Source organism: Williamsia herbipolensis (assembly GCF_036153515.1).
Lineage (GTDB): Bacteria > Actinomycetota > Actinomycetes > Mycobacteriales > Mycobacteriaceae > Williamsia_A > Williamsia_A herbipolensis.
The window spans coordinates 3148963-3167447 of record NZ_CP108021.1 but is presented as its reverse complement, the minus strand read 5'-3'; the positions used below and the strand labels follow the sequence as shown (position 1 = coordinate 3167447).

General features: G+C 68.5%; 19 protein-coding genes. 9 read left to right on the top strand and 10 right to left on the bottom strand.

What is annotated here, in order from left to right:
• Positions 1 to 137: 137 nt before the first annotated feature.
• The 4 genes from OG579_RS14465 to OG579_RS14450 all read right to left on the bottom strand — a co-directional run bounded on the left by OG579_RS14465 (position 138) and on the right by OG579_RS14450 (position 5478).
• A complete protein-coding gene (locus OG579_RS14465; RefSeq protein ID WP_328856498.1) occupies positions 138 to 1718 on the bottom strand; it encodes a 4Fe-4S binding protein in 1581 nt (526 codons plus the stop codon).
• Entirely contained in the window at positions 1718 to 2641 is a 924-nt protein-coding gene (locus OG579_RS14460; RefSeq protein ID WP_045824750.1) for an AurF N-oxygenase family protein, read from the bottom strand. The genes OG579_RS14465 and OG579_RS14460 overlap by 1 nt, the downstream gene beginning before the upstream one ends.
• Positions 2642 to 2888: 247 nt before the next feature.
• Positions 2889 to 4292 (bottom strand): fatty acid desaturase family protein, encoded by a 1404-nt coding sequence (locus OG579_RS14455; protein WP_328856497.1) that lies wholly within the window; start codon positions 4290 to 4292, stop codon positions 2889 to 2891.
• Positions 4293 to 4380: 88 nt separating this feature from the next.
• Positions 4381 to 5478: a ferredoxin reductase gene (locus OG579_RS14450; protein WP_328856496.1), complete on the bottom strand. Its 1098-nt coding sequence runs from the start codon at positions 5476 to 5478 to the stop codon at positions 4381 to 4383.
• Between the two features lie 351 nt (positions 5479 to 5829).
• Between OG579_RS14450 and OG579_RS14445 the strand changes: the two genes are divergently transcribed.
• Together OG579_RS14445 and OG579_RS14440 are read left to right on the top strand one after the other, a co-directional pair.
• Positions 5830 to 7329, top strand: a complete 1500-nt coding sequence (locus tag OG579_RS14445) for a bifunctional phosphatase PAP2/diacylglycerol kinase family protein (protein ID WP_328856495.1) — start codon at positions 5830 to 5832, stop codon at positions 7327 to 7329.
• Entirely contained in the window at positions 7322 to 8098 is a 777-nt protein-coding gene (locus tag OG579_RS14440; protein WP_328856494.1) for an alpha/beta fold hydrolase, read from the top strand. The genes OG579_RS14445 and OG579_RS14440 overlap by 8 nt, the downstream gene beginning before the upstream one ends.
• Positions 8099 to 8122: 24 nt before the next feature.
• Here the strand turns inward: OG579_RS14440 and OG579_RS14435 are convergent, their stop codons facing one another.
• From OG579_RS14435 to OG579_RS14425, 3 genes are read right to left on the bottom strand one after another with little or no spacing between them, the layout of a single operon-like run.
• Entirely contained in the window at positions 8123 to 9004 is an 882-nt protein-coding gene (locus OG579_RS14435; RefSeq protein WP_045824751.1) for a sucrase ferredoxin, read from the bottom strand.
• 44 nt (positions 9005 to 9048) lie between these two features.
• Complete coding sequence (locus OG579_RS14430) at positions 9049 to 10266, bottom strand: cupin domain-containing protein (RefSeq protein WP_328856493.1); 1218 nt, start codon at positions 10264 to 10266, stop codon at positions 9049 to 9051.
• Positions 10267 to 10279: 13 nt separating this feature from the next.
• Positions 10280 to 10534 (bottom strand): hypothetical protein, encoded by a 255-nt coding sequence (locus OG579_RS14425; protein WP_045824669.1) that lies wholly within the window; start codon positions 10532 to 10534, stop codon positions 10280 to 10282.
• 183 nt (positions 10535 to 10717) lie between these two features.
• Here OG579_RS14425 and OG579_RS14420 point away from each other — a divergent pair, with 183 nt between their 5' ends.
• Both OG579_RS14420 and OG579_RS14415 read left to right on the top strand, forming a co-directional pair.
• A complete protein-coding gene (locus OG579_RS14420; RefSeq protein ID WP_328856492.1) occupies positions 10718 to 11260 on the top strand; it encodes a TetR/AcrR family transcriptional regulator in 543 nt (180 codons plus the stop codon).
• A 73-nt stretch (positions 11261 to 11333) separates the two neighbouring features.
• Positions 11334 to 12941 (top strand): GMC oxidoreductase, encoded by a 1608-nt coding sequence (locus OG579_RS14415; protein WP_328856491.1) that lies wholly within the window; start codon positions 11334 to 11336, stop codon positions 12939 to 12941.
• A 9-nt stretch (positions 12942 to 12950) separates the two neighbouring features.
• Here the strand turns inward: OG579_RS14415 and OG579_RS14410 are convergent, their stop codons facing one another.
• Entirely contained in the window at positions 12951 to 14072 is a 1122-nt protein-coding gene (locus OG579_RS14410) for an MBL fold metallo-hydrolase (RefSeq protein WP_328856490.1), read from the bottom strand.
• 126 nt (positions 14073 to 14198) lie between these two features.
• On the opposite strand from OG579_RS14410, the gene OG579_RS14405 reads away from it, so the two are divergent.
• From OG579_RS14405 to OG579_RS14395, 3 genes are all read left to right on the top strand, one after another.
• Complete coding sequence (locus OG579_RS14405; protein ID WP_328856489.1) at positions 14199 to 14849, top strand: TetR/AcrR family transcriptional regulator; 651 nt, start codon at positions 14199 to 14201, stop codon at positions 14847 to 14849.
• 78 nt (positions 14850 to 14927) lie between these two features.
• Complete coding sequence (locus OG579_RS14400; protein ID WP_328856488.1) at positions 14928 to 15344, top strand: hypothetical protein; 417 nt, start codon at positions 14928 to 14930, stop codon at positions 15342 to 15344.
• Positions 15345 to 15356: 12 nt separating this feature from the next.
• The gene (locus tag OG579_RS14395) at positions 15357 to 15833 is read left to right on the top strand and encodes an NUDIX hydrolase (RefSeq protein ID WP_328856487.1); all 477 of its coding nucleotides are present in this window, start codon (positions 15357 to 15359) and stop codon (positions 15831 to 15833) included.
• Positions 15834 to 15931: 98 nt separating this feature from the next.
• Here OG579_RS14395 and OG579_RS14390 read toward each other — a convergent pair whose 3' ends face one another.
• Positions 15932 to 16096: a hypothetical protein gene (locus tag OG579_RS14390; protein ID WP_328856486.1), complete on the bottom strand. Its 165-nt coding sequence runs from the start codon at positions 16094 to 16096 to the stop codon at positions 15932 to 15934.
• Between the two features lie 83 nt (positions 16097 to 16179).
• Here OG579_RS14390 and OG579_RS14385 point away from each other — a divergent pair, with 83 nt between their 5' ends.
• Positions 16180 to 17142, top strand: coding sequence for a GlxA family transcriptional regulator (locus OG579_RS14385; RefSeq protein WP_328856485.1), 963 nt, complete (start codon positions 16180 to 16182; stop codon positions 17140 to 17142).
• 19 nt (positions 17143 to 17161) lie between these two features.
• Here OG579_RS14385 and OG579_RS14380 read toward each other — a convergent pair whose 3' ends face one another.
• On the bottom strand, positions 17162 to 17704 hold the full coding sequence (locus tag OG579_RS14380; RefSeq protein WP_328856484.1) for a hypothetical protein: 543 nt from the start codon (positions 17702 to 17704) through the stop codon (positions 17162 to 17164).
• 157 nt (positions 17705 to 17861) lie between these two features.
• Here OG579_RS14380 and OG579_RS14375 point away from each other — a divergent pair, with 157 nt between their 5' ends.
• Positions 17862 to 18485: an AIM24 family protein gene (locus OG579_RS14375; RefSeq protein ID WP_328856483.1), complete on the top strand. Its 624-nt coding sequence runs from the start codon at positions 17862 to 17864 to the stop codon at positions 18483 to 18485.

Genomic DNA, 18485 nt, shown 5'->3' with positions numbered 1-18485 from the left:
TTCCCAGGATAGAACCGAAAAGAGCCAGCGCACAGGGAAAGTCGGCGACACCTCGTCGACCGGTGCGAAGTGACGTGCGTCGCTGTGCGTCGCGGGCCGAGTCGCGGGTCACCGCCGACCGCGACACGTGACCGCCGTCAGTCGCCGGAGCGGAAGATCCGGCGACGCCGAGGCCGCGCGGTCTGCCGCAGTTCGGTCTCGCTGGTGAGCTTCACGCGGGGACGGCCCGCGCTGGTCCCTCGACGCCGTTCGACGCGATCGATGGTGGCGATCCCGCGGGCCCGCACCGGCGCCACGCCGCGTCGACGGAGGAACGTGTCGAAGTCGCCCATGGCGTGCGGGCGGGTCGCCAGTCGCCCTGCCGCCGCGTCGGCGATGAAGGCCTGCACCGTCTCCTCGGCGTCGGCGCGGTTGGCGCCGATCCCGCCGGTGGGGCCACGTTTGGCCCAGCCGACCACGTACGAGCCGGCCACCTCGACCGAGGCGTCGGAGATCCGACCGGCCTCGTTGGGGATCCGGCCCGCTGCGTCGTCGAACGGGAGCCCGGGGATCGGCCGGGTGCGGTAACCGATGGAGGAGATGAGGTTGTCGGCGGGGACGTCGCGCACCACGTCGCCGGTGCGCACACGGACGGCGCGGACGCGGTCGTCACCCAGCACCTCCAGCGGCGTGGAGTCGTACAGGAAGACGATCCGCTTGTACGCGCCGTCCACCTCGGCGGTGACGGTGATCGCATCCTGATCCGACGCGTCGACGGTGATGATCTCGACCCCGGGGGTGTTCACCAGGGCGGTGTACTCGGCGGGCGTGTGGGCGCCGGTGTCGCGACCACGGCGGCCCAGTAGGACCACCTCGTGGGTGCGGTGGGCCTCGAAGAAATCCAGGGCCCGATCGGCGATGTCGGTGCGGCCGAGATCGGCGAGATCGGTGTGGAACAGGCGCACGATGTCGAGGGCCACGTTGCCGGTGCCGACGATGACGGTGCGCCCGATATCGGCCGGCTGCAACGGGTTCGGTGCGTCGGGGATGCCGTTGTACCAGGCGACCGCCGCACTCGCCGAGGTGCTGCCGGGCAGGTCCTCACCGGGGATGCCGAGACGGCGGGGCTCCGACGCCCCGATGGCGTAGAAGACCGCGTCGAAGTGGTCGGCGAGATCCTGCGGCGAGACGTCGCGACCGACCTCGACACCGCCGAGCACCGTCACGCGGGGATCGCGCAGGTGCAGATCGAACCCGCGGGTGATGTTCTTCGTCGCCGGGTGATCGGGCGCCACACCCGAGCGCACGAGTCCGCCCGGCGTGGGCAGCTTGTCGATCACCGTGACCTCCACGGCGGTGCGCATCAGCAGCGTTCGCAGCGCGTACCCGGCCGAGGGGCCGGTGCCGACCAGCGCCACCTTCATGCCCTCGGGCAGACGCAGCAGCGGCACGTATTCGGTGGGCTTCTGGTCCTGGGAGACCTCGCGGTCGCGGTAGTAGGCCGCGTTCACCTCAGCAAAGTGCAGATCACGCGGTCCGAGGCGGTCTACGGGGAAGATCGCGTCGACCGGGCACGCGTCCGAACACGCACCACAGTCGATGCAGGTGTCGGGATCGATGTGCAGGATGTCCGCGGTCCCGAAACCCGGCTCGCCCGGCGCGGGGTGGATGCAGTTGACCGGGCAGACCGACACGCACCCGGCGTCGCTGCAACACGACTGGGTGATCGCGAACGCCATCAGAGAAGATTCGCCCTGCGGTACCACCGTGCAGCCGGACGCGTGAGCAGACCGACGCTGTCGAGGAACTCCATCAGGTGCACGCAGCTCTCGCGCATCATCGACTGGAAGTGGCGGTTGTTCTTCTTGACCGCCATCGCACGCTTGCTGTCCAGTCCGGCGTTCGTGTACAGGTGCGGCGAGTGCAGGCTGGTCACGATGAGGAAGCCGGCGATCGCGATGATGAGCGCGCTGAGCTGGCGACGGAACCAGCCGACACCCTCCATCGACTCGCGCACCTCTTCGCGCGCGAACTTCATGTGGCGCGACTCCTCGAGCACATGGATCTCGTTGACCGTGCGCACCAGCGGCAGCACGCGGTCGTCGTTCATGCAGCCGCGCTGGAAGACGTCGAGGACCTCCTCGGCGACGAGGATGGCGCTGTAGGCCACCTCGTTCTTCGCCAGCGCCATGAACGCCTTGCCGGCCCAACCGACGAACTTCGACGGCCGGTAGGAGGTACCCACCATGACGTCGGCGCCCTTGGCGAACATCAGCGAGTGACGGCACTCGTCGGCGATCTCGACGAGCGACCACTGGAACTCGGGCGAGTGGTACTCGCCGAGGTACTGATCGCGGATGACCATCTCCTGCAGGATCATCTCGAACCAGATGCCGTTGGTGGAGATCGAGGCGAACTCGTGGCGGGTGAGCTCGATGCGCTGTTCTTCGGTCAGCTCGTCCCACATGTCGGTGCCGTACAGCGACGACCATTCCGGGCTGCAGCCGTACTTGGTCGGATCGAGGGGCTCGTTCCAGTCGATCTCGGTCATCGCGTTGCGCGACATCCGTGCGGCGGACGCGATCAGCCGGTCGGAGACCTCGTTCGACCCCTGATCGCGACGGGTCTCGTCCGTACCGGTGCTCTCGACGGTGATCGTCATCTCGCGTCCCTCCATCGTGACAACTGGTGTTGTAGTCAATGAGCGTTGTAGTCAACGCTCGTTGTCACGATACGTGTTCGGAGTACACCTGTAAACCCTCTGCGGCGGGCCCCGAACGCAGAACGTCCCCGTGGGGTGACGCGATGGACGCGATGTCCACCGCCCCTCCACGGGGACGATCTGCGCAGTTCAGGCCGGTCGACGAGGACCGTGCGACGTCAGTCGCGAGCTGTCTTGCCCTCGGGTGTCACTCCCTCGGGGGCATCGAGACGCGCACGCCGTTGTCGCCGCCGTGCTCCGGGCCCGCGTCGGGATGATCGGAGGGCAGGCGGCCGCGGAAGCGAGCGGCCTCGCTGTCACGGACGTCGGAACCCGAGTGTGCCGGGCGGTGGTACGGGCCGGGCTTGGGTCGCACCTTGCCGCCGGGGAACGCCAGCCGCAGGATGGTGCGCTGCACCTGTCCCCACTGGGAGAAGAACGGTCCGGTGTTGTACGGCAGGTCGTAGCGCTCGCAGATGTCCTTCACCTTGGGGGCGATCTGCGAGTACCGCGAGCTCGGCATGTCGGGGTAGAGGTGGTGCTCCACCTGGTAGCTCAGGTTGCCGCTGGCGATGTGGAACAGCGGGCTGCCGTCGATGTTGGCCGCGCCCACGAGCTGACGGGCGTACCAGGCGCCACGACTCTCGTCGGCCGCCTCCTCCTGGCTGAAGGTGTAGGCCTGGTCGGGGAAGTGTCCGCAGAAGATGATCGCGTTCGACCACACGTTGCGGATGATGTTGGCGGTGAAGTTCGCCCAGAAGGTCGCGACGAACGTGTCCTCGACACCCGGCAGCACACGGTCGGCGACCGATGCGATCGACTTCGCCTGCTTGCCGTTGAGCTTGCGGATCTGCTTGCCCAGCCGCGAGCCCTTCGACTGGTGGACCCGGCCGCCGGTGGCGATTCCGGCCAGCGCGAACGCGCCGGCACTGATGGCGGGCCAGCCGATGTAGTCCTTCACGATCTGGCGACGCATCTTGTACGCACTGCCGCGGAGGTCCTTGAGGACCGCGGCCGGCGACTTGTCGCCCCGTCGCATCGCCTCGAGGTCCAGGTCGTGCAGCGCCACGCCCCATTCGAAGAAGGCGATGAGCAGCAGGTTGTAGAACGGCTGCGCGAGGTACACGGGGTTCCACGGCTGATGCGGGTCGATCCGCATGATCTCGTAGCCGAGATCCTTGTCCTTGCCGCGGATGTTGGTGAAGGTGTGGTGCACGTAGTTGTGCGAGTGCTTCCACGACTCGGCGGTCGATGCGGTGTCCCAGTCCCACACCGACGAGTGGATGTTGGGGTCGTTCATCCAGTCCCACTGGCCGTGCATGACGTTGTGGCCGATCTCCATGTTCTCGAGGATCTTGGCCGCGCCGAGGGCCGCCGTGCCGGCGAACCAGGCGGGCTTCGACCGCGAGTTGAGCAGGATCACGCGGCCGAGCGCGACGAGCTGACGCTGTGCGGCGATCACGGACTTGATGTAGTTGCGGTCCTTGTCGCCGAGGTCGCTGTAGACCTCGTCGTGGATCGCGTCGAACTCCTTGCCCAGGCGCTCGATCGTCTCGGCGTCGAGATGGGCGATCGGGTTCCCGGTGGGGTTGCGTCGTTCGGTGGTGGTCATGCTTGTCCTCCCTGATGGATCGCTGTGGTGCGCTGCGAATCGCTGGTGTTGCCTGCCGCGTGGGGTGTGGTGAAGCCGGGTCCGTGGGTTACAGATCCACTTCCACGTCGCCCTCGGCGCTGTTCACGCAGATGCGGATCGACTGCCCCTCGGGTGAGGAGACGTCTCCGGTGCGCAGATCACGGATCTGTCCCTTCTTCAACACACCCGTACACGTGTGACAGATGCCGATCCGGCACCCGTACTTGAGCTCCAGCCCCGCCTCCTCGCCTGCCTGCAAGATGGGAACGCCTGGCTCACACTCGAAGTCACTGTCACTCTTGAGCATCGTGACGTGGCCGCCCTCACCTTCACCGGGGTCTGCACCGAAGGTGGGTTGGAATCGTTCGAGCAGGATCTGGTCGCCGATGTCGTTGGCCTTGTAGTGCTCGACGAGATCGTCGAGCAACTCGGCCGGTCCCGACGCCATCGTCGTGCGCTCACGCCAGTCGGGGCACAACTGGTCGAGGTCCTCGGGCTTCATGCGACCCTCGTCGCCGGTCACCCGCAGGTTCAACGTGAAACCGTCGTGCGCCTTGTCGAACCGCTCGAGTTCGGACAGGAACATCGTCTGCTCGCGACGGTGGATCGAGTGGATCGCGACGACGTCGTTCATCTCGTCGCGATGATCGAGCGCGCGCATCATGCTCATGATCGGCGTGATGCCGCTGCCGGCACTGATGAACAGCATCTTCTCGGGCAGCGGATCGGGCAGCAGGAACGTGCCCTCGACGTCGCTGAGGCGGACGATCTCACCGGGGCGGATCGCACGCACCAGGTACGGCGAGACGGTTCCCTCCTCGACGAGCTTCGGCGAGACGCTGATCAATCCGTCACGGGGCTCGGGGTCCGAGGTCAGCGAGTAGGCACGCCAGTGGAACTTGCCGTCGATGACCAGTCCGAGACGGACGTACTGGCCGGGTGCGTGGCCGGGCCACTCGTAGCCGGGCCGGATCCACACCGTCGAGGCGTCGGTGCCCTCGGGACTGACCTCCTCGACGCGGCCACGCAACTCCTTGGTGGTCCACAGGGGATTGATCAGCTCGATGTAGTCATCGGGTTCGAGCGGGCTGAACAGCGCCCGGATTCCCTTCAGGAACCCCCTGCGCAGAGGCGATACCTGGGGTGTGGCGCCGCGTTCAGCCATCGAGACGCCCGCTGGGATTCATAGGTGACACGTGACCTCACAAGGTTCTCGATCGAGACGGCTGCTGTCCGCACCCCCGGTTACCCCCACGCCTGGCGTTCAGCGAGTGTGATCCGGGTCTCTCCGGCCAACACTACGTTGCCTCAGGGCGCGGCGCGCACGCTTGCGATCACAGAACAGACAATGCACTCGGGTGCAAGGTCACCGTCAGGTCACGGTCCCCTCGATCCGTGGTGACGCGCTCCAGATCAACGATCGGCGATGTGTGTCGAGCGACAAGCGACCGAACACTCGCTCTGTTCCGTGCCTGGTCAGTCGAGTGCGGCCGTCGGCCTGGGGCAGACTGGCGACATGAGAACCGGGCACCACCGCCGGCGCAGGCGCATCGGGGTCGCCCTCGGTGCCGTCGATCGCGCCGTCTACGACGCGGTCGCACGATCGGACAGTCCTCTGCTCGACGCGACGATGCCGCGACTCACCAACGCGGCGAACTATTCGCGGCTGTGGTTCGCCATCGCGGTGGGACTCGTCGCCTCGCGGTCGGCGTCGGCCCAGCGGGGAGCGGCACGCGGCGTCACCAGCCTCGCCGTCAGCAGCATCGTCACCAACCAGGTCGCGAAACGGGTCTGGTCGCGACGGCGACCGATCCCCGACGCGGTCCCCCTGGCCCGGGTGGTCCGCACGCCGTCGTCGACGTCGATGCCCTCGGGACACTCGGCGAGTGCAGCAGCCTTCGCGGTGGGGGTCGGGCTGGAGAACCGGAAGTTCGGCGCCGCGTTCGCACCGTTGGCCGCGCTCGTCGGCGTCTCCCGCGTCGCCACGGGCGCTCACTACCCCGCCGACGTCGTCGTCGGGTTCGGTATGGGCGCCTCCATCGCGCTGGTCATCGGGCGGGTGTTCCCGCCGATGTCGGTGTACCGCCCGGTCGATCACGCCCCTCGGTGGGTGCCCACCCGTGAGCGCAGCGACGGCGACGGGGTGGTGCTGGTCATCAACCCGAACTCGGGAAGCGGCAGCGGCGAACGGATCATCGACGAGATCCGCGCCCATCTGCCCGCCGCGGAGATCGTGACCTGCGGCGAGGGTGACGACACCACCGAGTTGTTGCGCGCCGCCGCCGAGCGCGCCGAGGTCCTCGCCGTGGGTGGCGGTGACGGGACCGTCGCCGCCGCGGCCGACATCGCCCGCCTCGCCGGGCTGCCGCTGGCGGTGTTCCCCGCGGGTACCTTCAACCACTTCGCCAAGGACATCGGGTGCGCCACGGTCGCCGACACCGTCGACGCGATCCGCAAGGGCCGCGCGGCGCGGGTCGACCTCGCGCTGCTCAACGGCGAGAAGGCGTTCATCAACAACGCGAACATCGGCGCCTATCCGCAGTTCGTGCGGTTTCGCGAGCGATACGAGAAGACGCTGGGCAAGCCGATCGCCAGCGTGTACGCGATGCTGCACACGCTGCGCCGCGAGCGGCCGGTGCGGTTGCGGTACCGGGACACCGGCAACGGGGACACCACCGTCACCACGTCGCTGTTCTTCCTGGGGACGTCGGTCTACGAGACCCCGGGGTTCGCGCCGGCGCATCGACCACGGATGGACGACGGACTCCTCGACGTCCGCATCCTCGAGGTCGACCGGCGGTTCGCGAAGAGCCGCATCATGTTCTCGGTCCTCACCGGTCAGCTCGCGCGGTCCAGTCTGTACCGCGAGCTGCGGGTCACCGATTTCACGGTGACCTCGCTCGACGGGCCCACCACGATCGCACTCGACGGCGAGATCCGAACCCGGTGCACGACGGCGTCGTTCACCGTCGACCACGAGGGTCTGGTGGTGTTCGGGAGTTTCGAACGTGAGTGAGAACCACTCGGTCGTCGCCGCCGACGGGACGCGGCTGGCCGTCTCGGTCCGTGGCCGCGGACCCGCACTCCTCCTGCTGGCCGGACAGTCCAACGACCACACCTGGTGGGACGGTGTGCGCGAGGACCTCGGCGTCGGCCGCACCACCGTCGCCGTCGACTACCGCGGGACCGGCGGCAGCGACTCTCCCGAGATGTCCTACTCGACAACGATGTTCGCCGACGATGCCGTCGCGGTGCTCGACGACCTCGGTATCGCGGACGCGGCCGTGTACGGGACGTCGATGGGCGGTCGCGTCGCACAGTGGGTCGCCGCGAACCACCCGCAGCGGGTCACCCATCTGATCCTGGGATGCACCACACCGGGTGACGCCCACGGCGTCCCCCGCAGCGCCGAGGTCCGCCGCGCGTTGGCGCACGACCGCTCGCAGGAGGTGCTCACCGACCTGATGTACACACCGCGGTGGCGCGCCGCGCACCCCGGCCCCTACCGCACCCTCGGCGACCCGACGATGACGAACCACGCACGACACCGACACCTGCAGGCGAGCAACAACCATGACGCGTGGGATGCCCTCGGCGACATCACAGCACCGACCCTGGTCCTGCACGGCAGCGACGACCGGATGGCCCCGGTCGGCAACGCCGCACTCCTCGCCGATCGCATCGCCGACGCGACCGTGCGGGTGTTCACCGGAGCGCGTCACGCCTACTTCGAGGAATGCCACCACGAGGCCGGCCCTGCCGTCACCGAGTTCCTCGGCCGCTGAGCGATCCGAACAGGAGCCGATCGGTCAAGGAAAGTCGATGCGGTCCAGGGCGAATCGTCGGACGCTGCCGGGGATCGTCGCGTCGCACGTGGACAGCAGCGGCGGCGACGCCGAGACCCGCAGGGTCACCTCTGCACGCCGACCATCGCCGGCGTCGAGGACGACGCGCGCGCTCTCCCCGTCGTCGAGCACGTCGATCGGCGCGAACGCCTCGATGCGATCGTCTCCGGTGTGTTCGCGAGCGAAGTGCTGCGCGGCCTGCACCACATGCGGCACACACGTCCGGCCGCGCAGCAGGTCGGCGGCGACGCGCCCCTGGGCGTGTCGGCCCATCAGGTCGACCACGTCCCCGGAATCGACGCGCCCGTAGCTCAACCCGTCGGGCAGCACGATCATCGTCGCGGCGAACCGGTCGCCTCCCAGATGCGAGCACTCCCAGGTGATGTCGGGGTTCGCGGCGGCCAGATCGGCCGTCGCGGCCCGACCGCGCACCGCGCAACACCGGTCGTGTTTGCCGTGGGCGCACACCGCCGCGAGCGGGCCGTCCACGATCGATCCGGCCGAGCCGTCGAGGGGCAGATCCAGATAGTCCTCCGGCCCGGAGACCTCGCCGCCGTACATCACCGATCCGACCGGTCTCGTCTGCGCGATGAACCACCGCCAGCGCGGCGTCTCGGCGCGACGCCCCGGGCGGCGGATCGCGACGATGCGCATCGAGGCCGCCTCGGCGCGACGGACGATCGCCCGCCCGAGTGCGGGGTCGAGGATGCGCGGCGACTGCAGGAACGCCGAGTGTCCCCACGGCCCGGCCACCTCCAGCAGCAGCCAGTCGTGTCCGAGAGACGCCGTGGCGAAGAGCGGTTCGTCGGCCGCCAGCGACCTGTCGCTACAGGGGGGCAGCGGCATGCCCCGCTCGCCGGCGATCACGCTCGGGCGGGCGCTCGGCGAGGTCACACCCCCGCCGGGACCACGACGGCCTCCCGCAGAAGGCGTCGGATCACCACGGTCGCGTCGGCGGTGTCGAGGCCAGGAAGGCTTGCCGCGTCCGTACTCTCGGCCGAACGGAGATGACGGAGAGCCGGCGCGCAGAAGTCGGGGAAGGAGATGGCACGGTCGGACAGCTGCACGTGGACGCGTCCGGCGACCGGGTCGTCGACGACGGACCCGATGAGTCCGTGGCGCCAGCGCACGCGCACCGATCCCGCGGCGGCGATCGCGTCGAGGGTGGCCAGGGGCCGCACCGCGGCGGGACGGGTGCGGCTCGCGAAGACCTCGGAGAGGTCGGTGGCGACCGCTGATCCCCACTCGTCGGCGCGGTCGCGGATCTCGTCGGCGAACGCCAGCAACGCCTTCGTCGCGTGGGCGGCGATCGCGTCGTGGTCGGTCGGGTCGATGCCGACGGGCAGCGAGGTCCGCAGGTCGGTCACCGCGCCGGCGACGCGGTCGACCGCAGCGCGCACGACGTCGACCCGTGTGAGTGCGGGGACGCCGATGGTCAGGTGGATGGCGGTCTCGTCGGTGGTCCGCGCCGAGTGCAGCCACCCCCGCGGCAGGTACAGGGCGTCGCCGGGGGCGAGATCGGTGTCGATGACGGGGGTCTCGGTGACGCGCCGGGCGATGGCGTCGCGATGACCGGTCCACGCATCGGTGGGCAGCGGACTGGTCACGACCGGTTCGTGGACCGTCCAGTGCTTGTGGCCGGCGACCTGCAGCACGAAGACGTCGTGCACGTCGTGGTGGGAGTCGAAGCCCTGGCTGCCGGGAGGGGTTATGTAGGCGTTGGCCTGCACGGGATGCCCGAGATCGTCGACGAGGCGACGGACGAACTCGATGACCGGGGGCCACAGGCGGTGTAGCCCCTGTAGCACGATGGACGCCCCATCGGCGAACTGCGCCAACGCCTTTGCCGAGTCGACCTGATCGCCGATCTCGGCCCCGACTCCGGCCGGCCCCAGGAACTCGTCCCGGGACAACAGGGAACCGTTGCGCGCCATCCGGATGAACGGCGCGCGTACCCCGCGCTCGGAGAGCAACTCGTCGACCGCGGAGGCCGAGAGGAGATCACCGAAGTCGCGGGGCAGCGTCGTCGAGGTGCTGAGCAGTGGCCTACGACCCCAGTACTCGCGCTGGAAGGTTCCCAGATCGACTGAGATGCAACGGCTCAGCATCGTCGGTTGTCGGTCAGGCCGTGCCGTCGGCGCCACCGTCGTGGCCGCCGGGGTTCGAGCCACCGTCGGCCGGACCCTCGCCCGCACCCGCGGTGCCGTCGGCACCACCGTCGTGACCATCCGGGTTCGAGCCACCGTCGGCCGGGCCCTCGCCGGCACCCGCGGTGCCGTCGGCACCACCGTCGTGGCCGCCGGGGTTCGAACCGCCGTCAGCGGGGCCTTCTCCGCCACCGGTGGAGGTGGTGATGTCATCGTCGTCGAGCGCCATGATCTGCCTTTCGTCGCACGTGAGCTGGTGTGTGGTCCAACTCCTCCTGTCTACCACCAGAGCGACTCGGCTCGTGGGCCTCTCGGACACCTCCGATCCGACCGGTTCCGATGTGTGTGACGCGGCGCCGATGGTGGTACACGCATGCGCCGGATCCGTACATCCACCCGGGATACTGGGGTCATGCGGTCCCGACAGAAGGTCATCGACGCGGCCCTCGAACTGGTCGACGAGGGCGGGTTCGCCGCGGCCAGCATCGCGGCCGTGGCGTCGCGGGCCGGGGTGTCGCGGCAGACGATCTACTCGATCTTCGGCAGCCGCGAGGACATGGTGTCGCAGGCCATCATCAGCGTGACGATGGCGGCGACGGAGGAGATGCGGTCGGGTGTCGACACCGCCGAGGGGCCCACCGAGTACCTCGTGGAGTTCATCGTCGCCGGCCGGGCGGTGCTCTACCGACACCCGGTCCTGGCCACCCTGTTGCGCGGCGAATCCCTCAACCCTCTCTTCGATTCCGGCATGCTCGACCGCGCGCGCCCGGTGGCGCGGGAGATGCTGTCCCCCATGGCCGATCGCTTCCCCCAGCTCGCCCCGCGCATCGACGACATCGTCGAGATGGCCGTGCTCCTCGGTCTCTCGGTCATCCTCTTCGACGACCCGACGGGCCGCTCCGACGAGGACCTCCGCACGTTTTTGACACGCTGGCTCGGTCCGTCCCTCGGTTAGTTCTTGACACTTTCTGCGCCGACTGTCTAGTTTCAGGACGTCATCGCATCGCCGATCCATCGGGGGATCCCACATGGCCGACGTCAGTCGCCGCTCGTTTCTCGCAGGTACCGCCGCCGCAGGTGTCGCCGCGCTCGCCGCACCCGTTGTGGCGCAGGCTCAGACACCACAGGGCCACCGCGGGCCGGCACCCGCAAGCGTCCGCCTCACGCGCGAGAGCCACCGCGTCGTCGTCGTCGGCTCGGGATTCGGCGGTGGCGTCACCGCTCTGCGTCTGGCCCAGGCGGGGGTCCCCGTCCTGGTTCTCGAACGGGGCAACCGCTGGCCCACGGGTCCGAACGCGAAGACGTTCCCACTCGCCACGGCGCCCGACAAGCGGATCCTGTGGCACCGCGGCGCCCCGCAGTTGTTCGGGAAGCCGGTCGGCTTCGAGCCCTACACCGGTCTGCTCGACGCCGTCGTCGGCGAGAACATGACCGCGATCTGCGCGGCGGGGGTGGGCGGCGGTTCCCTCATCTATCAGGGCATGACGCTGCAACCGGCCGAGGACGTCTTCCTCACACAGTTCCCCGAGCAGCTCGACTACGCACGCCTGGCGCGCACGCACTACCCACGCGTCGCCCGGATGCTCCAGCTCGAGACCGCGCCCGATGCCCTCGTCGACAGCCCGCCGTACCACGCACCTCGCGTGTTCGCGAAACGCGCACGGGCGGCGGGACTCCCGGTCTCGAAGATCCCGATGCCGATCGACTGGACCTACGCGTTGCGCGAGCTGCGCGGGGAGATGACCCCCTCGTACACGAACAGTGCGGGCAGCATCGGGGTCAACAACGGCGGCAAACACAGCGTCGACGTCACCTACATCAAGCAGGCGGAGGCGACCGGTCGCGTGACGGTCGCGGTGCGCCACGAGGTGCGCGAGGTGTTCCGTACCCGCAACGGGCAGTGGGAGGTCCACGTCGACCGCACCGACACCGCGGGCCGGGTGCTGGAGAACAAGATCATCACCACCCCCACGTTGGTGATGGCCGCGGGCACGATGAACACGACTCGTCTGCTGATGCGTGCCGCGGCCAAGGACCAGATCACCGACATGCCCGACGGACTGGGGCGCGGATGGGGAAGCAACGCCGACCGCATCTACTCATGGACCAGCGCCACCGAGGATTTCGGTGCGGTACAGGGTGGTCCGGTCGTCTACGGCTCGCTCGACTGGTCACGGCCGACCGAGGCCATCACGGTGATCCAGGCATCGATCCCGTCGGTGGCGGGGATCGACTCGCGCACGACGATGATGGTCGGCTACGGCGTCAGCGAGGGCCGCGGCCACTTCACCTACGACTCCCGCGCCGACGACGCGATCCTGCGGTGGCCGGCCGACGGCGACGCCCACATCCAGAACACGCGCATCGGTCCCACCGTGCGGAAGATCGCCCGGGGCGACAACCTCACCGACACCACGGGCATCTTCCCGAACACGTGGCACCCGTTGGGCGGTGCGTCGATGGGGACGGTGTGCGACCTCGACGGCCGCGTCCGCGGACAGAAGGGCCTCTACGTCCTCGACGGTGCGTTGATGCCCGGCAACTGTGCGGCGTGCAACCCGTCGATGACGATCGCCGCGATCGCCGAACGCGCACTGGACAACCTGGTGGCGAACGACGTCGGGACGATCATCTGACCCGAGTGGTCACCGCCGACGCTCGATGGTCCCGTAGTCGAGTCCGCCGTGCGAATACGTCGGCACCACCGGCCACTGGCGCTTCCACGAGGCACACTCCGAGGACGCGATGATCTGCAGCCACCGCGGGTCCTTCGGCGACGGCGACGCCATCGTCTTCTCTTTCACCATGGAGTCGTACTGGTCGAGCGAGTCCTCCATCGTGTTGGCGTTGAGGACGACCTCGCGGTTGTAGAACGCCGCCTGCCGCCGCACGCCGGGGATCTTCGACAGCTCGGGTTGCCAACTGTCGGCGGCCATCCCGTTCTCCGACGACACCCAGACGCCGTCGGGGGTGTTGACCACCAGCGAGTGGTTGCCGTCGGTGTGACCGGGCGTCCACAGCAGGCTCACCCCGACACCGAGTTCGACGTCACCGTCGAACACCCGCACCCGATCCATCGGCACACCGTCCATCCCGTCGGCGACATACCACGACCACTGCAACGGATGCGGCGCCTCGAACGTGCCGAGTTCCTTGCGGTGGACAAGGAGTTCGGCGTTGGGGAACAACGGCTCCCGGGGCGCGGATTCACCGGGAATGACCGAGGTGCTGCCGAGGATCATTCGTACGTCCTGGACGTGCAGGTGGTCGAAACTGAGGAAGTCGACGTCGTCGTTGCTCAGTCCGCACCGGGGCAACACACTCTGCGGGTCGTTGTAATACTTCGTGAACACTTTGTGCGACAGGAACTTCCCGGCCATCGACTCCAGTTTGGCGTAGAACGGCGCCTCGGCGGAGCCCGCCGCGACCGTGGGCTCCCACACCAGCGTCTTGAGTTCTCCGTCGAAACCCTCGAACTGGACGACGAACATCCGGTTGATGATCGAGATCATCGGGTTGGGGCCCACCGAGTAGCCCTGGAAGGCGAACCGCTGCGGATAGGGCGCCGCGGCGATGTCGAAGCTCTTGATCGCGCGGACCTGTCCCTGGGCGATGAACCGCTCGCGGTAGGCCTGTGCCGCTGCGCGGACGGCGTCGAGACGCTTGCCGCGCGGCCAGATGTCGTGGACGCCCTCGAACTCGGGAATCGGTCGGATCACCCGATCGTCGATGGGTGCGGCGTGGGTCGGTGCCTCGAAGGTGGTCATGCCGGCTGCTCCTCGTCATCGGGTCGTCCGGCGAGAATACATCATCTGACACGCGCTCGTTCCCGATTGCCCACAACGATCCTCCGAACACGATCGTCGACCCCGGGCCGACTAGTCTGGTCTGCGATGAGGCCGGGCGCGACGAGTGAGCAGACGACGGGCCGTCGCTACGGCGGCCAGGATCCGGCGGCCCGGCAGGCGGCACGGCGTGAGCAGCTGCTCGACGCCGGACTCGAGTGCTTCGGCACCGACGGCTACCAGCGGACCTCGGTGAAGCAGGTCTGTGAACGCGCCGGACTCACACAGCGCTACTTCTACGAGTCCTTCGACGATCGCGAGAGCCTGCTGCTCGGGGTCTACGACTCCGTGGTCGACGTGGTCCGCGGCCGGACAGAGGCCTCCATCGCCGATGGCGGCACCACCATCGCCGACCTGGCCCGCATCGCGCTCGGAGAGTTCGTCGACTGCCTCACCGAGGATGCGCGACGCGCTCGGATCATGTTGCTCGAAGTCGTCGGCGTCAGCCCCGCGCTGGAGGCGCGCCGCTACCGGGTCATCCACGACTTCGCAGACGTCATCGTCGCGGCGGGCGCCGCCCACGCAGGTCTCGGGGAGACCACTCACGAGTTCCACCTCGTCGCGGTCGGCCTGGTGGGTGCGGTCAACCAGCTGCTCGTCGACTGGGTGCTCGGCAACGGGTCGACCGACCCCGATCACATCCTGGCGGTCTGCGTCCGCCTGTTCGCGGCGACGTTCGACGACTTCGTCCCCGACTGACCCACGTCCGACCGCGACCACGAGGATTCGCCCGTGACCGACAACTGTCTTGCGTGCAGTCTCATCGCAGACCCGTCGATGCCGCCGGGCGGTCGAATCGCCGCGACCGAGAACTGGGTAATCGAGCACTGCCTGGGTCCGCTGGGGCTCGGAACGCTCATCCTGAAACCACGACGCCACGTCACCGCGGTCGCTGATCTCAACGATGGCGAGACCGACGAGCTGGGCCCCCTCCTCCGACAGTGTTCGCAACTCGCCGCCGAACTCATCCCGGCCGAACAGGTGTACAACACATTGTGGTCTCACTCCGGCGCCGTGCCGGGCCACGTGCACTACGTGATCCAGCCGGTCACCCGCGATCAAGTTCAGACGACCGGGGTGTACGGACCGGCCTTGCAGATGCACATGTTCATGGAAAACGTGCACGAGGGCGACGCGTCGATCACCGACATCTGCGATACGGCACGGCGCCTATGGGCAGGGCGTCGCGACTAGGAAGGTGAGCTGATGACACAGAGCAGCCAGTTCTACGAATCGCTCGCCAAGCGTCGGCTCGGCGCCGGCGCGCTGATCACGAACTTCGTCGGGGATGCGCTGATGGTCAAGCCCACGTACAAGCCAGGCTGGGAGATCCCGGGTGGCGCGGTCGAGGCAGGCGAAAGCGCACCCGCTGCGTGCGTACGGGAGGTTCGAGAGGAACTCGGCCTCACAGTTGTGGAGCCGGGTCGGCTGCTGGTCATCGACCACCAGCAGGATCCACTGCCGCGCGGCGACTCGATCATGTTCGTGTACGACCTGGGCGGCATCGAGGAACCGTCCACTATGCAGCTCAACGCATCCGAGCTGTCGGACTACGCATTCGTCGGGGCCGACGAGCTGGCTGACTTCGCGCTGCATCGCCTCGCCCGACGAGTCCGCGCTGCGCTGGCAGCGAAGGCTGAGAACTCGATGGTGGAGCTGATCGACGGCGAACGCCGCGCCTGAGAGCCGAGATGATCGGCGCTTCCCCAGGCAGTCGCGAACAAATCTGCGACGACCCGCACGTGGCCGACGTCCGCGCGGCACCGGGCTCGGCGCCCGGATCATCCTCGATGTTCGGTCAGCATGAGCAGTTCGGCGTGGATGCGTGCGGCGTCGGGGCCGCTGGAGAACGGCACCCGGTTCAGGTGGGCGGTGTCGCGCTGGTTGCGATAGATCGCGACGAAAGCGACGACGAGGACGGGCACGAGGATCACTGCGAGAGTCATGTCAGAAAGTGTGTTCTCGCACATATCGTGCCACCAGCGGCAGAATTGCCGATGTTCACAAAATTTCTGCCACACTGGTCGTCATGCTGCGAACAGTCGCCGTGATCGTGCAGGAACCCGTCGCACTCTTCGAGTACGGGGTGGTGCACGAGGTCTTCGGACTCGACCGCACCGATGACGGTGTGCCCCCGTTCGAGCTGCTCATCTGCTCCCCGACGACGAACGTCCCGCTCTCGAGCGGCAGCGGGGGGTCGATCATCGCGCCCCTACCGCTGTCGGCCGCCCTCGACGCCGACCTCGTCGCGATCCCCGGTGGCCCGAGCGACGGCGACCCGCTCCCCGAGGTCCTCGACGTGCTGCGCACCGTCGCCGCCCGCGGTGGTCGTCTCCTGTCGGTGTGCACCGGCGCCTTCACGATCGCGGCCACCGGACTCCTCGACGGGAAACGCTGCACCACGCACTGGCGTCACGGCGAGAAGTTGACCGCGCGATACCCGAACACCGTCGTCGACACCGATGTCCTGTTCGTCGACGAGTTCCCGATCGTCACCAGCGCGGGCACCGCCGCAGGAATCGACGCATGCCTGCACATCGTCCGGCAGGAACACGGGCCCGTGGTGGCCAACGCCATCGCCCGGCGCATGGTGGTGCCGCCCCACCGCGATGGCGGACAGCGACAGTTCGTGTCTGCGCCGGTCCCGGACTGTTCGGAGGACGGATTCGGTGCGGTGCTCGCCTGGATGCTCGAGAACCTGGCCGACGACATCTCGGTGCCCGCCCTCGCGGCGCGCTCGCACATGTCCGCGCGGACGTTCGCCCGTCGGTTCGTCGACGAGGTCGGCACCACTCCCCATCGATGGCTGACCGAGCAACGGGTGCTGCACGCGCAGAACATGCTGGAGGCGACCGACATCGGGATCGAGGAGGTCGCCGAACGCGCCGGCTTCGGCTCGGCAACACTGCTGCGACACCACTTCTCGGCCGTCGTCGGCGTGTCCCCCACCGCCTATCGCCGACGTTTCGGGTGCGCGGTCACGACCGACTGACGCTCGCACGCAACCCGTCTCAGGGCTTCGGGGACGGGTCCCCGATGTCGGTGGCCTCGGTGCTCGCGCCATCGGTGTTCGTGGCGTCGGTGTTCGTGGCGTCGGTGTTCACCGGGGTCGGCTCGACGATGTCGTCGAAGGCGATGCGGGGGATCACGGTGGCGGCGAGGACAGCCCGCACCGCATGCACGATCACCGCCACCCCGAAGCCGACGGCCGCGGCGAGCGCGAGGTAGAACGCCACGTCGACGAGCGCACCCGACCCCGGTTCGGTGACGAGGGCTGCGGCGAGCGACAGGACCAGCCCACCCAGGGACCAGGCGGTCGCCACCAATCGTGGCGCGGTGGTCGACGCCGCGAACAGTCGACGATAGATCGTCGTCTCGAACTCGTCGACGGCCGCCAACCGCACCGGGTCCCCGTCGGCGAGTGCGCGCAACGAGGCGGCGAGGGCGGCGTCGCGACCGAGGTGGTCACCCTCGCGCCGCCGGTGGTGGGCGTAGGCGATGACCGCCGCGATCGCCGCCACGAGTCCGAACGCCGCCACCACAGAGCTGTCCACGGCCGCCACGCTACCGCCCACCCACGGCCGCGGCGGCCGGCAGCGAATTGTCCGTTTGACCGCCCGTTGTCACGCGCCGCGCCCTACGATTGCGCCGAACGTGCGCCCGGTCGTACCGGCCGGAGGCGCATCGGGCGTCCGTCCCCGAGGAGCACCGATGGCTGAACTGGTCGAACACTCCGCGCGCATCGTCGCCGCGCGCCTCAACAACACCTCGATCCGGGCGATATCGGGATCGATGGTGTCCTACCAGGGCACGGTCGCGTTCAAATCCGCGGGCTTCGGCGGCGGTTCGGGTGTGCTCGCCGGGCTCAAGCAGCGCGCGACCGGCGAGAGCCTGTCGTTGATGGAGGCCACCGGTTCCGGGGTCGTCCACCTCGCCGTGAACGGTCAGTACGTGAGCGTGCTGCAACTGAACAACGAGACGCTGCAGGTCGAGTCGCAGCAACTCCTGGCGATGGCGGGCGCGCTGCAGACCAACGTCACCTTCGCCGGCCTCGGGGGCATGAGCAGCGGCCAGGGGCTCTTCACCACCACGGTCACCGGCACCGGTCAGGTGGCCCTGCTGTCGTCGGGCGGCCCCCTGATTCACCTCGAGGTCAACCCGAACCTGCCCCTGGTGGTCGACCCCGACGCCTTCGTGTCGGCGAAAGGTCAACTGCAGCAGTCGTTCGTCACCGACGTGAGCTGGCGCGACATGGTCGGCGCCGGTGGCGGTGAGGCCTTCTCCCTGCGGTGGCAGGGGCAGGGTGTCGTCTCGATCCAACCCGCGGAACGGTGA

What these genes read in the sequence shown, in the direction of transcription:
- OG579_RS14465 (WP_328856498.1), bottom strand. Translation starts at nt 1,718, where the DNA reads ATGGCGTTCGCGATCACCCAGTCGTGTTGCAGCGACGCCGGGTGCGTG.
- OG579_RS14460 (WP_045824750.1), bottom strand. Translation starts at nt 2,641, where the DNA reads ATGACGATCACCGTCGAGAGCACCGGTACGGACGAGACCCGTCGCGAT.
- OG579_RS14455 (WP_328856497.1), bottom strand. Translation starts at nt 4,292, where the DNA reads ATGACCACCACCGAACGACGCAACCCCACCGGGAACCCGATCGCCCAT.
- OG579_RS14450 (WP_328856496.1), bottom strand. Translation starts at nt 5,478, where the DNA reads ATGGCTGAACGCGGCGCCACACCCCAGGTATCGCCTCTGCGCAGGGGG.
- OG579_RS14445 (WP_328856495.1), top strand. Translation starts at nt 5,830, where the DNA reads ATGAGAACCGGGCACCACCGCCGGCGCAGGCGCATCGGGGTCGCCCTC.
- OG579_RS14435 (WP_045824751.1), bottom strand. Translation starts at nt 9,004, where the DNA reads ATGCCGCTGCCCCCCTGTAGCGACAGGTCGCTGGCGGCCGACGAACCG.
- OG579_RS14430 (WP_328856493.1), bottom strand. Translation starts at nt 10,266, where the DNA reads ATGCTGAGCCGTTGCATCTCAGTCGATCTGGGAACCTTCCAGCGCGAG.
- OG579_RS14425 (WP_045824669.1), bottom strand. Translation starts at nt 10,534, where the DNA reads ATGGCGCTCGACGACGATGACATCACCACCTCCACCGGTGGCGGAGAA.
- OG579_RS14420 (WP_328856492.1), top strand. Translation starts at nt 10,718, where the DNA reads ATGCGGTCCCGACAGAAGGTCATCGACGCGGCCCTCGAACTGGTCGAC.
- OG579_RS14415 (WP_328856491.1), top strand. Translation starts at nt 11,334, where the DNA reads ATGGCCGACGTCAGTCGCCGCTCGTTTCTCGCAGGTACCGCCGCCGCA.
- OG579_RS14410 (WP_328856490.1), bottom strand. Translation starts at nt 14,072, where the DNA reads ATGACCACCTTCGAGGCACCGACCCACGCCGCACCCATCGACGATCGG.
- OG579_RS14405 (WP_328856489.1), top strand. Translation starts at nt 14,199, where the DNA reads ATGAGGCCGGGCGCGACGAGTGAGCAGACGACGGGCCGTCGCTACGGC.
- OG579_RS14400 (WP_328856488.1), top strand. Translation starts at nt 14,928, where the DNA reads ATGCCGCCGGGCGGTCGAATCGCCGCGACCGAGAACTGGGTAATCGAG.
- OG579_RS14395 (WP_328856487.1), top strand. Translation starts at nt 15,357, where the DNA reads ATGACACAGAGCAGCCAGTTCTACGAATCGCTCGCCAAGCGTCGGCTC.
- OG579_RS14390 (WP_328856486.1), bottom strand. Translation starts at nt 16,096, where the DNA reads ATGACTCTCGCAGTGATCCTCGTGCCCGTCCTCGTCGTCGCTTTCGTC.
- OG579_RS14385 (WP_328856485.1), top strand. Translation starts at nt 16,180, where the DNA reads ATGCTGCGAACAGTCGCCGTGATCGTGCAGGAACCCGTCGCACTCTTC.
- OG579_RS14375 (WP_328856483.1), top strand. Translation starts at nt 17,862, where the DNA reads ATGGCTGAACTGGTCGAACACTCCGCGCGCATCGTCGCCGCGCGCCTC.